Here is a 6459-nt window from a genome sequence, read left to right on the forward strand (position 1 = left end):
GGGTGCGGGGCTCCGGCGCCCCGGGGCCGGCGGGGTACGGGCCGGTAGAGTGAGGCCGTCGTCCACACTTCCGTACGGGGGGAAGCCGGTGCGAATCCGGCGCTGACCCGCAACCGTGACCCGGCCCGCAGCGTGCGGGGCGGGGAGCCGGAATGCCCCGTATCCGAAGTGCGCGGCTCGTGCCGCCGGAGCCCCCGGCGGCCGGCACCGTCGAGGTAAACGGAGCCGGAGCCCGGTGCCCGCGCGTGCCCGTCTCCCGCTCCCCGCACGAGAGGCACCCGCCCCGCCATGAACGTCCGCCGCAGCGCAGCCGCGCTCGCCGCCTCCGCCGTGCTCTGCGTGGGCGCCGCCCCCGCCGCCCTCGCCGACACGCCGGCCCCCTCCGCCCCGCCGGTCCTCCCCTCGGGCCTGTTCGGCAAGGCCGACCCCTCCTACGACGGGGTGTGGCGCCAGTCCCTCGCGCTGCTGGCCCAGCAGACCGTCGGCGAGAAGCCCGCCCCGCAGGCCGTCGACTGGCTGACCGGCCAGCAGTGCGCGAACGGCGGCTTCGCCTCGTTCCGCGCGGACGCCGCGAAGGCCTGTGACGCGACGACCGTCCTCGACACGAACGCCACCGCCGTGGCCGTCCAGGCCCTCAAGGCCCTCGGCGGCAAGGACGCGCAGGTCAAGAAGGCCGTGGACTGGCTGAAGTCCGTCCAGAACGAGGACGGCGGCTGGGCCTACGCGCCCGGTTCCCCCAGCGAGGGCAGCTCCACCTCGATCGTGATCAGCGCGCTCGCCGTGGCGGGCGAGAAGCCGGCTGACGTGAAGTCGAAGGCCGGCAAGTCCGCCTACGACGGCCTGCTCTCCTTCCAGCTGGGCTGCTCCGCCGAGCCGGCCGCCGACCGGGGCGCCTTCGGCTACCAGCCGGCCGACGGCAAGCTCGCCGCCAACGCCGACGCCACGGCCGCCGCCGTCCTGGCGGGCCTGGGCAAGGGCACCCTCGTGGAGCCCGCCACCACGGACACCCCCGCCGCCGCGCTGCCCTGCCCGGCGGGCGCCGCCGACCCGGCCGCCGCCGCCCAGGCCGCGGCCGGCTACCTTGCCGAGGCCCTGAAGAAGGACGGCCACCTGACGGCCGTCACCCCCGGCGCCGACCAGCCCACCCCGGACACCGGCAACACCGCCGACGCCGTGATCGCCCTGGCGGCGGCCGGACACCGGCAGGCGGCGGCGGGCGCGCTGGAGTGGCTGAAGAACAACTCCGCCGCCTGGTCCAACCGGAACCCGGCAGCCCTGGCCACCCTGGTCCTGACCGCCCACGCCACGGGCACCGACCCGAAGGCCTTCGGCGGCGTCGACCTGGTGGCGGCGCTGAACGCGACCGGCCCGGCCCCGCAGCAGCCGGACGCGCAGGCGCAGAAGGTGGAGAACAAGAACGACAAGACCGGCTCGGGCGGCCAGAACCTGTGGTGGATCATCGGCGCGGGCGCCGCGGCCGGCATGGGCATCGGCATCCTGCTGAGCGGCCGCCGCAAGAAGAACGAGCTGTGAGCCGCCGCCGTCCGCGGGGCCTGGTGGGCCTGCTGGCCGCCCTGGGCCTGCTGCTGACCCTGTTCGCGGCCTCCCCGGCCCTCGCGGCGAGCTACCGCTACTGGTCGTTCTGGCAGGGCTCGGGCGGGAGCTGGGGGTACGCGACCGAGGGCCCGTCCACGGCCCGGCCCGCGGACGGCACCACGCTCGGCTTCCGCTTCTCGGTGAGCAAGGACGCCGGCGCCGAGGCAGCCAAGCCCCGCGCCGCGGCCGACTTCGAGGCCGTCTGCGGCGGCACCGGCGCGGTGGAGGGCCGCAAGCGGGTCGCGCTGGTCGTCGACTTCGGCGAGCCCGGGGACGCCCCCGCCGGGGAGGCCCCGCCGCAGGAGGCCCCGCGCACGGCCTGCGCCCAGGTGGCCCCGGACGCCACGGCGGCCGAGGCTCTGGCCTCGGTGGCGAAGCCGCTGCGCTACAACGGCGCGGCGCTGCTGTGCGCGATCTCCGGCTACCCGAAGTCGGGCTGCGGCGAGCCCATCGCCGACCCGGAGCCCAAGGCGTCCGCCTCCGCCCCGGCCGCCGCACCCTCCCCGGGCGGGGGCTCCGGCCCCTCGGCGGGCCTGGTCGCGGGCGTGGCGGCCGTGGCCGCCCTGGGCGCGGCCGCCGTCTGGCAGTCCCGCCGCCGCAGGCGATGACCGCCCACGGCGCGGCACGTGCCGACGCGACCCCGCCCGGGCCCGGCTCCGCAGGGGCCAGTCGGGGGCCGCAGGGGCCGACGTACAACCGCCGGAGGCAGTGGCGGGCTCCCGCGGCACGGCGCGGGAACGCCCTGCACGCGGGGGCCTGGTGGCTGTGGGCCCTGGGGCTCGCGACCGCCGCCTCCCGGACCACCAATCCGCTGCTGCTCGGGCTGATCGTCGGCGTCGCCGGCTACGTGGTCGCCGCCCGCCGCACCGAGGCGCCGTGGGCACGCTCCTACGGGGCCTTCGTGCGGCTCGGCCTGTTCGTCATCGGGCTGCGGCTGCTGTTCTCCGCCCTGCTGGGCTCCCCCATCCCCGGCGCGCACACCCTGGTCACCCTGCCCGAGCTCGCGCTGCCGGCGTGGGCGCAGGGCATCCGCTTCGGCGGCCGGGTCACCGCCGAGCAGCTGGTCTTCGCCTTCTACGACGGGGCGAAGCTGGCGACCCTGCTGATCTGCGTCGGCGCGGCCAACGCCCTGGCCAATCCGGCGCGGCTGCTGAAGTCGCTGCCGGCCGCGCTGTACGAGGCGGGCGTGGCCGTGGTCGTGGCGATGACCTTCGCGCCGAACATGGTCGCGGACGTGGCCCGGCTGCGGACCGCCCGCCGGCTGCGCGGCCGTCCCACGGGCGGGGTGCGGGCCGTCCTGCAGATCGGGCTGCCGGTGCTGGAGGGCGCGCTGGAGCGCTCGGTGGCCGTCGCCGCCTCGATGGACGCGCGCGGCTACGGGCGCACGGCGCAGGTCCCGCCCGCGGTGCGGCACACCACCAACGCCCTCGTGCTGGGCGGCCTCCTCGGCCTGTGCGCGGGCACCTACGCCCTCCTCGCCGCCGAGGGCGCCGGCTACGGGCTGCCGCTGCTCGGCGTCGGTGTGGTCCTGGCCCTGGCGGGGCTGCGGCTGGGCGGGCGGCGCAGCATCCGCACCCGGTACCGGCCCGACCGGTGGGGCGCCCGCGCCTGGCTGGTGACCGGGTCGGGGGCGGCGGTCGCGGCCCTCCTCGTCCACGCCGGGTCGGTGGACCCCGAGGGGCTGCGGCCGGGCGTGGTCCCGCTGACGGCTCCGGGGCTGCCGCTGTGGGCCGCGGCGGCGGTCCTGATCGGGCTGCTCCCGGCGTTCGTGGCCCCCGTACCCTCCCTTTCCTCCAAGGAGCCGTCCCGTTGATCCGCTTCGACCAGGTCTCGGTGACGTACGAGGGGGCGGCGCGGCCGTCCCTGTGCGACGCGGACTTCACCCTGCCGGAAGGCGAGCTGACCCTGCTCGTCGGCCCGTCGGGAGTGGGCAAGTCGACCCTGCTGGGGGCCGTGTCCGGGCTGGTCCCGCACTTCACGGGCGGCACGCTGCGGGGGCGGGTGACGGTCGCCGGGCGGGACACGCGCACGCACCTGCCGCGCGAGCTCGCGGACGTGGTCGGCACGGTGGGGCAGGATCCGCGGGCCCATTTCGTGACGGACGTGGTGGAGGACGAGCTGGCCTACGGGATGGAGTCGCTGGGCCTGCCGCCCGCGGTGATGCGCCGCCGGGTGGAGGAGACCCTGGACCTGCTGGGCCTGAACGAACTCCGCGACCGCCCGATCGCGACCCTCTCGGGCGGGCAGCAGCAGCGGGTGGCGATCGGCTCGGTCCTGACGACGCACCCGAAGGTGCTGGTCCTGGACGAGCCGACCTCCGCCCTGGACCCGGCGGCGGCGGAGGAGGTGCTGGCCGTGCTGCAACGCCTGGTCCACGACCTCGGCACGACGGTCCTGATGGCGGAGCACCGCCTGGAGCGGGTCGTCCAGTACGCCGACCGCGTCCTCCTGCTCCCGTCCCCCGGCGCGGCCCCGGTCCTGGGCACCCCGTCCGAGGTCATGGCCGTCTCCCCGGTCCACCCCCCGGTGGTCTCCCTGGGCCGCCTGGCAGGCTGGACCCCCCTCCCCCTGTCGGTCCGCGACGCCCGCCGCGAGTCCGCTCCGCTACGGGCCAGGCTGTCCACCGCCGCCTCCCGGGGGTCAGGGGCAGCCCCCGGAACGGGGTCAGGGGGCGCAGCCCCCGGAACGGGGTCAGGGGGCGCAGCCCCCGGAACGGGGTCAGGGGCAGCGCCTCGGGGAACGGTGGAAGGGCGGGCCGGGGAGCAGCTCCGCGCGGCGGCCCCCACCGCCCCCGCGCCCGCGCCCGTACCGCCACCGGCACCCGCTCCGGCCCGCCGCCTCCTGGCCCGCCTCACCGGCGGCCGCTCCCGGCCCGGCCCGGCCACCGCAACCCCCAGCCCCGGCGCCCCCGGCGCCGCCGGAACCCCCGCGGCCACCGCCACAGCGCTCGGCATCCGCCGCGCCCGCGCAGAGGTCCTCCACGACGTCAACCTCACCGTCGCCCCCGGCGAGACCATCGCCCTCATGGGCCGCAACGGCGCCGGCAAGTCCACCCTCCTCGCCGCGCTCACCGGCACCCTCGCCCCCACCACCGGCCAGGTGGCGGTCGGCGGCCGCGCCCCCCACCGGACCCCGCCGCCGGAGATGGTCCGCCGGGTCGGCCTGGTCCCGCAGGAGCCCCGCGACCTCCTCTACGCCGACACCGTCGCCGCCGAGTGCGCCGCGGCCGACGCCGACGCCGGAGCGGCGCCCGGGACCTGCCGGGCGCTCGTCGCCACCCTGCTGCCCGACGTGCCGGACGCCACCCACCCCCGGGACCTGTCCGAGGGCCAGCGGCTCACGCTCGCCCTCGCCCTGGTCCTCACCGCCCGGCCGGCCCTGCTCCTCCTGGACGAGCCCACCCGCGGCCTGGACTACGCCGCCAAGGCCCGCCTCGTCGAGACCCTGCGGGCCCTGGCCGCCGACGGGCACGCCATCGTCCTCGCCACCCACGACGTGGAGCTCGCCGCGGAGCTGGCGCACCGCGTGGTCATCCTGGCGGGCGGTGAGATCGTCGCCGACGGGCCGACCGCCGAGGTCGTGGTGTCCTCGCCCGCCTTCGCCCCGCAGGTGGCGAAGATCCTGGCCCCGGGACACTGGCTCACGGTCTCCCAGGTGGCCGCGGCCCTGACTGCCACGGAGCGCACGGAGGCCACCCCGTGAGCCCTCGCCCCGCCCGCCCCGTCCGTATGGGTCCCCGGGCCGCCGCGGCCCTGGTGCTCGTGACCCTCGTCGGCATCGCCGCCTTCGGCTGGCCCCTGCTCGCGGACGCCCAGTCCGGTCTGGCGCACTCCCAGGACGCCCCCTGGCTGTTCGCCGCGCTGCTCCCCCTCCTCGTGGCCGTGGTCGTCGCGACCATCGCCGACCAGGGGATGGACGCCAAGGCGGTGGCGATGCTCGGGGTGCTCGCCGCCGTGGGGGCGGCGCTGCGCCCGCTGGGGGCGGGTACGGCCGGCCTGGAGCCCATGTTCTTCCTGATGGTGCTCAGCGGCCGCGTGCTCGGCCCCGGCTTCGGCTTCGTGCTGGGCGGCGTCACCATGTTCGCGTCCGCCCTGCTCACGGGCGGGGTCGGGCCGTGGATGCCGTTCCAGATGCTGGCGCTGGGGTGGTTCTCGCTGGGTGCCGGGCTGCTGCCCGGGCCGCAGAGGCTGCGGGGGCGGGCCGAGCTGGCGATGCTCGCGGCGTACGGGTTCCTGGGCTCGTTCGCGTACGGGACGGTGATGAACCTGCAGGGCTGGGTGCTGCTCCAGGGCATGGGCCAGGGCGTCTCCTTCCATCCGGGTGACCCGGTGCCGGAGAACCTCGCCCGCTTCCTCGCGTACTGCCTGGCCACCTCGCTGGGCTGGGACCTGGGGCGGGCCGCCCTGACCGTCGTCCTGACCCTCACCCTCGGGGGCACGCTGCTGCGGGCGCTGCGGCGGGCGACTCGGAAAGCGGCGTTCGAGGCGGCGGTCTCCTTCGATTCGCCGGGTGGAAGTGGCCCGCGCCACGCACCCGAGGGGGTACGGGCGGACACGTGCGGTGACATCGGGGCCCCCGGGCGGTGAGGCGGCCCACAGGACCCACGTCACATCCGGCCCCGCCTAGTAGCCCCGCCGCACCCCCCGCCCCCGCCGCCCACCAGGGCGGACACCCTCACGCGGTGGCCGGGACCTTGCGCCGGGTCTGCGAGGGGCGGTAGTAGGAGGGGGGCGTTGCCAGGGCGTCGGGGGCCTGGCTAACTGGTGTTGTCGCCGAGGCGGCCGGGGCGCACCGCCCCCCGCCCAGCGAGCCCCCTCTCCCCGTGTGAGCGGCTCCCGTGTGCTCCGGCACGCCGTGCGACCG

The 6459-nt window shown here is 77.5% G+C and carries 5 protein-coding genes and 1 riboswitch; all 5 genes read left to right on the forward strand.

Annotated features, from left to right (window positions below; genetic code table 11):
• Positions 1–78: 78 nt before the first annotated feature.
• Positions 79–158: riboswitch (cobalamin riboswitch) on the forward strand.
• A gap of 130 nt (positions 159–288) precedes the next feature.
• The 5 genes from ACFY0O_RS08835 to ACFY0O_RS08855 are packed head-to-tail and all read left to right on the forward strand — an operon-like array spanning position 289 to position 6182.
• On the forward strand, positions 289–1533 hold the full coding sequence (locus ACFY0O_RS08835) for a prenyltransferase/squalene oxidase repeat-containing protein (RefSeq protein ID WP_388944479.1): 1245 nt from the start codon (positions 289–291) through the stop codon (positions 1531–1533).
• Positions 1530–2204, forward strand: a complete 675-nt coding sequence (locus tag ACFY0O_RS08840; protein WP_388944480.1) for an SCO2322 family protein — start codon at positions 1530–1532, stop codon at positions 2202–2204. The genes ACFY0O_RS08835 and ACFY0O_RS08840 overlap by 4 nt, the downstream gene beginning before the upstream one ends.
• Positions 2201–3409, forward strand: a complete 1209-nt coding sequence (locus tag ACFY0O_RS08845; RefSeq protein WP_388944483.1) for an energy-coupling factor transporter transmembrane protein EcfT — start codon at positions 2201–2203, stop codon at positions 3407–3409. The genes ACFY0O_RS08840 and ACFY0O_RS08845 overlap by 4 nt, the downstream gene beginning before the upstream one ends.
• Entirely contained in the window at positions 3406–5298 is a 1893-nt protein-coding gene (locus ACFY0O_RS08850; protein ID WP_388944486.1) for an ABC transporter ATP-binding protein, read from the forward strand. The genes ACFY0O_RS08845 and ACFY0O_RS08850 overlap by 4 nt, the downstream gene beginning before the upstream one ends.
• A gap of 26 nt (positions 5299–5324) precedes the next feature.
• Entirely contained in the window at positions 5325–6182 is an 858-nt protein-coding gene (locus tag ACFY0O_RS08855; RefSeq protein ID WP_388944568.1) for an ECF transporter S component, read from the forward strand.
• Positions 6183–6459 lie beyond the last annotated feature (277 nt).

Source organism: Streptomyces sp. NPDC001594, from assembly GCF_042893675.1.
Classification (GTDB): Bacteria; Actinomycetota; Actinomycetes; order Streptomycetales; family Streptomycetaceae; genus Streptomyces.

What these genes read in the sequence shown, in the direction of transcription:
- ACFY0O_RS08845 (WP_388944483.1), top strand. Translation starts at nt 2,201, where the DNA reads ATGACCGCCCACGGCGCGGCACGTGCCGACGCGACCCCGCCCGGGCCC.
- ACFY0O_RS08855 (WP_388944568.1), top strand. Translation starts at nt 5,325, where the DNA reads ATGGGTCCCCGGGCCGCCGCGGCCCTGGTGCTCGTGACCCTCGTCGGC.
- ACFY0O_RS08835 (WP_388944479.1), top strand. Translation starts at nt 289, where the DNA reads ATGAACGTCCGCCGCAGCGCAGCCGCGCTCGCCGCCTCCGCCGTGCTC.